This window comes from Tardiphaga sp. (genome assembly GCF_025356345.1).
GTDB lineage: Bacteria > Pseudomonadota > Alphaproteobacteria > Rhizobiales > Xanthobacteraceae > Tardiphaga.
The window spans coordinates 1-3,227 of record NZ_JANXTC010000169.1 but is presented as its reverse complement, the minus strand read 5'-3'; the positions used below and the strand labels follow the sequence as shown (position 1 = coordinate 3,227).

General features: G+C 62.9%; 3 protein-coding genes. 1 reads left to right on the top strand and 2 read right to left on the bottom strand.

Annotated elements, in window-relative coordinates; translation table 11 throughout:
- Positions 1-1,020: cytochrome P450 (locus Q0S16_RS09985; protein WP_295847680.1), on the bottom strand; the 1,020-nt coding region annotated here is incomplete at its 3' end.
- A gap of 233 nt (positions 1,021-1,253) precedes the next feature.
- Between Q0S16_RS09985 and Q0S16_RS09980 the strand changes: the two genes are divergently transcribed.
- Positions 1,254-1,781 (top strand): MarR family winged helix-turn-helix transcriptional regulator, encoded by a 528-nt coding sequence (locus Q0S16_RS09980; protein WP_295847677.1) that lies wholly within the window; start codon positions 1,254-1,256, stop codon positions 1,779-1,781.
- Between the two features lie 213 nt (positions 1,782-1,994).
- Here Q0S16_RS09980 and Q0S16_RS09975 read toward each other — a convergent pair.
- Positions 1,995-3,227, bottom strand: a 1,233-nt coding sequence (locus Q0S16_RS09975) for an NAD-dependent succinate-semialdehyde dehydrogenase (RefSeq protein WP_295847675.1), incomplete at its 5' end; no start/stop codon positions are given.

Below are 3,227 nucleotides of genomic sequence, written 5' to 3'. Positions count from 1 at the left end.
CTCCAGCCGCGCCACCAATTGTCCGACGCACATATGGATGCCGGATCCGAAGCCGACATGGCCGGAAGTCTTGCGCGTGATATCGTAACGATCGGGGTCGGCCCAGCGCCGTGGATCGCGGTTGGCGGCGGCCAGAAACATGAGTACCTTCTCGCCTTCACCGACATGATAGCCGCTGATCTCGACGTCCCTCGTCGTGGTGCGGAAGAATGTCTGCACCGGGCTTTCGTAGCGCACGGCTTCTTCGAAGGCGTTGCGGGCGAGCGACAGATCCGTGCGCAGACGGGCGAATTCCCGCGGATAGCGCGCCAGGCAATAAACAGCCGCGCCGATGCCGTTCACCGTGGTATCGAGTCCGGCCGACAGCAGGGAGCGCACCAGCAACGGCGCCTCAGCCGCCGTGATGTCGCCGCTGTCGACCCGAGCGTGAATGCAGGCGCCGAACCCGCCGGGAGCAAGATTGTCGCGCTGGCACTGTTGCAGGACATAGGCCTGATGCGGCGCCGAGCGCGCGATCGCGGCTTCGCGCAATTCGTTCGGCGGCCCGAAAGCGTTGAACACCAGACCGGCATAGGGCAGCAGGTGCTCGCGTCCCTCCTGCCGCAGTCCCATCGCATCGGGAAACACCGACAGCGGATAGGCCTCGGCCAGATCGCTGATCGCGTCGAAGCTGCCTCTTGCCAGCAGTTCATCGACCTTGGCGTCGGCAGCGGCCGCAAAGCCGTCGCGCAACTGCTTCATCACCGCCGGCGACAGTACCTTGCTGAGCACCGCGCGGGTGCGCGTGTGTTCCGGCGGGTCGGCTTCCAGAATCAGGCTCGGCGGCCGCCACGGCTTCTCCTTTGCGAAGTCGCTCAGCCCTGCGCCGCGGCTGGAGCAGAACGTCTGCGGATCGTTCAGCACCGCATGCACTTCGGCATAGCGCGCCACCGCAAACACATTCCATTTGTCGAGATACACGACGGGACCTGTCTCGCGCAGCACTCCATGCGTTGGATGGGGATCGGCGAAAAAGTCCATTGCGAACGGATCGATGTCCGAAACGGGGATCGCTGGCGACGAACCGGCTAAGCAATCGCTGTTGCCGAAAGTCAGAACTGGCGGATTGGCCGGGGCGGGTGAAGCATTAGTCGCGACCATGGAAAGCTCCTGCTTTTCTTCTTGGCAATTGCGGCTGGTTGTCTTTATTTCTGGGCGCAAGGACCCGGCAGGCCGCACTGGCCAGACGGCAAGGACAGTCGGATTGTATTGGCATGAACAAGAACGGGACGAACAAGGCGAGCCGCACGATTGCGAAGACCAAGGTCCCCGCGGGGCCTGCCAAAAGTGGACAATTGCTGGATCTCGACCGCTACGTGCCGGCCTTCGTGACCTTCATCGCCAACAAGCTGTCGCGCAGCGCGACGGCGTTCTACCAAAAGCGTTTCGGCGTCAATGTCACCGAGTGGCGCATCATGTCGCTGCTGGCGATCGAGCCCGGCATTCCCGCATCGCGCATTTGCAATGTCATCGGGTTCGACAAGGGGCCGGTCAGCCGAACGCTCGCTGGGCTGCAACGGCTTGGATTGATCAAGATCGAAACCGATCACCAGGATGGCCGCAGCCATTCGATCGCGTTGACGGCGAAGGGGCGCGCCACGCATGACGCCGTGATCGGCGCCGCCTTGGAACGGGAAAGAAAACTGTTGTCCTGCCTCGACGAACGGGAGCGCGAAGTGTTGATCGACCTGTTGCGCCGCATTCACGGCAATCTCGACGCCGTCAGCGAGCCATCCGAATAGATGTCCGCGCGCACGTGCGATTGCCGCACCACAGGCGTGGTCCACCATCGTTTCTCTCCCTCAGGCGCGGCGATTAATCGCTCTGCGCTCGTTGGAAAAGTTCTCACAGAATAGTTGCCTTGGCAACAGAAAGCTGCGGTTTCATTGGCCGCTTTACGCCAGAAGCGGTCCGTCGTGTCCGTCTATTTCACGCAGCATGTCGGAACCCCGGAATCAATCGGCGAACTGGCTCAGGTACTTCGTTGTCTGAAACTCCTGCAAGCCTTCGATGCCGCCCTCGAGGCCGACACCGCTGTCCTTGTAGCCACCGAAGGGCGTTTCAGGCAGCGAGGCCTGCCAGTGGTTGATGATGACATTACCGCTCTGGATTGCCTCCCCCATCACGGACGAATTTCGCATGTCATGCGTCATGACATAAGAGGCTAAGCCGAATGGCAGCCGGTTTGACAGCCGGATCGCGTCGTCGATGGTCCGGAACGGCGACGTGACTGCCAACGGGCCGAACGGCTCGGTGTTCGATGCCATGCAGTCATCGTCGACATTCGTCAGCACCGTCGGCCGATAGAAAAACCCCTGGTCGCCGCGGCGCTCGCCGCCGGCCGACACCGTTATGCCGCGCGCCCGAGCATCGTCAACAAAGCGCTCCATCGACTCGACGCGCCGTGCATTCGCCAGAGGACCCATTTTCGTCGAAGCGGCAAAGCCGTCGCCGACGGTGATGGCGTTGGTCAACTCGGAAAGCCGAGCGGCGAAGCGATCGTGGATCGACTCATGCACGAAGAAGCGGGTCGGCGAGGTGCAGACCTGACCGGAATTGCGGAACTTGGCGGAAACGGCGGATAGCGCGGCGGCTTCCGGATCGACGTCGCCGAATATCACGACGGGAGCGTGGCCGCCAAGTTCGAGCGTCATCCGCTTCATGGTCTGGACCGCCAGCACTCCGAGTTGCTTACCAATCCGCGTCGAGCCTGTGAAGGTGACGCCGCGAATGATGGATGAGCCGATCAGCTTCGCGGAAATCATCGCCGGATCACCGAACAACACATTCAGCACGCCGTCCGGCAGGCCGGCCTCCTGCAACGCGGCGGCGATCGCGAGCGCGGTGGCCGGCGTTTCTTCCGATGGCTTGATGATGACCGAGCATCCGGCGGCGAGCGCACTGGAGATTTTTCGCGCGGGCGTGATCGCCGGCGCGTTCCACGGCGCGAACGCCGCGATCGGGCCGAGCGGCTCGCGAACCGAGATCTGCTGGATTTTCGGATCACGCGACGGAATCACACGGCCGTAGGCGCGGCGTCCCTCTTCCGCGTTCCACACGAAGATCGAAGCCGCCGTCTCGACCTCGACGCGGGATTCGGCGATCGGCTTGCCCAGTTCGAGCGTGATCAGGCTGGCAATATGCTCCGCCCGCTCCATGATCAGCGCCGCGGCGCGGTGCAGGATGCG

What these genes read in the sequence shown, in the direction of transcription:
- Q0S16_RS09980 (WP_295847677.1), top strand. Translation starts at nt 1,254, where the DNA reads ATGAACAAGAACGGGACGAACAAGGCGAGCCGCACGATTGCGAAGACC.